The sequence below is a fragment of the Streptomyces sp. NPDC002838 genome, assembly GCF_040295365.1.
Classification (GTDB): Bacteria; Actinomycetota; Actinomycetes; order Streptomycetales; family Streptomycetaceae; genus Streptomyces.
The window spans coordinates 1-1,062 of the sequence record NZ_JBEOVF010000166.1 but is presented as its reverse complement, the minus strand read 5'-3'; the positions used below and the strand labels follow the sequence as shown (position 1 = coordinate 1,062).

Here is a 1,062-nt window from a genome sequence, read left to right as displayed (position 1 = left end):
CCGGTCCGGGAGTAACGGCTCGATCCGCGCCCACTGCGCATCAGTCAACGGCACACCCGGACCAACGATCAGATGATCCGAACGAAACGGCCTAGCCGATGCACCCCGATACTCCCACCACAAGGCCCCCAGTGGAGTCAAAACTCACCGACATCAACTCTCTGCCGACGGCACTGGAGTCAGAACCCACCAACACCTGGCCTCAACTCTCACCTACACAGCCAGATGGGCGGGATCCCGCGCACGAGCGGCTTCAAGCCGAGGCTGTCGTGCATGTTCGCTCCGGAGATGCCCAGAGACAGGGGCAGTCCGTTCCGGTCCGTGATCAGGTGGATTTTCGATCCGCTCTTGCCGCGGTCGGTCGGATTCGGTCCGGTCAGTGGCCCCCTTTTGCCGCCCGCACGCTGACCGAGTCGATAGCGCACCGCGACCAGTCCAGCTCACCGCGAGCGCCGAGTTCGTCCAGGATGACCCGGTGCAGCCTGGCCCAGACCCGATCCCGGCTCCACTGGGCGAAGCGCCGGTAGACGGTGGGCCAGGCCGGGCCGAACACCGGCGACAGCTGCCGCCAGGTGCAGCCCGAGGTGGCCACGAAGATGATCGCCGCCAGGGTCTCGCGGTCACCGGCCCGCCGCCGGCCACCGCCCTGCGGACGCTTCACCTCCGTCGGCGGAACCACCCGCCGAAACAACACCCACAACTCGTCCGGCACCAACCGCCCAACCAGATCCGTCATGCACCGTTCAACGAACGATCACACCAAAGGAAACGACGTCTATGGGTGTGGGCGGTGTGTCTTTCTCGGTGCATTGTGCGAAAGTTCAAGTAGTGCCGTTGCGGGGGCTTCTGTGTCAGGGCGTGTTGAGGTTCTTGAAGGCTCGGGTCTGGGTGTGATGTCCAGGGGCGGTGGGGTTTGTTCGGGTTCGTTGTGGGTCGTGTGGGTGGTCTTGGCGTTGTTGGTTGGTCCGGCGGTTTTGAGGGACGGATCGTACGCGCAGTGGGGGCAGGGCACCTGTGGGTGCCCGGTGGCTGCCGTGTGTACCGGGATGGCACTGCGGCTGG

General features: G+C 65.2%; 1 pseudogene. It reads right to left on the bottom strand.

From position 1 onward, the window contains the following. Window positions 1-224: 224 nt before the first annotated feature. Window positions 225-736: pseudogene (locus tag ABT063_RS52100) on the bottom strand (IS5 family transposase); the annotation flags it as partial. Between the last annotated feature and the right edge of the window lie 326 nt (window positions 737-1,062).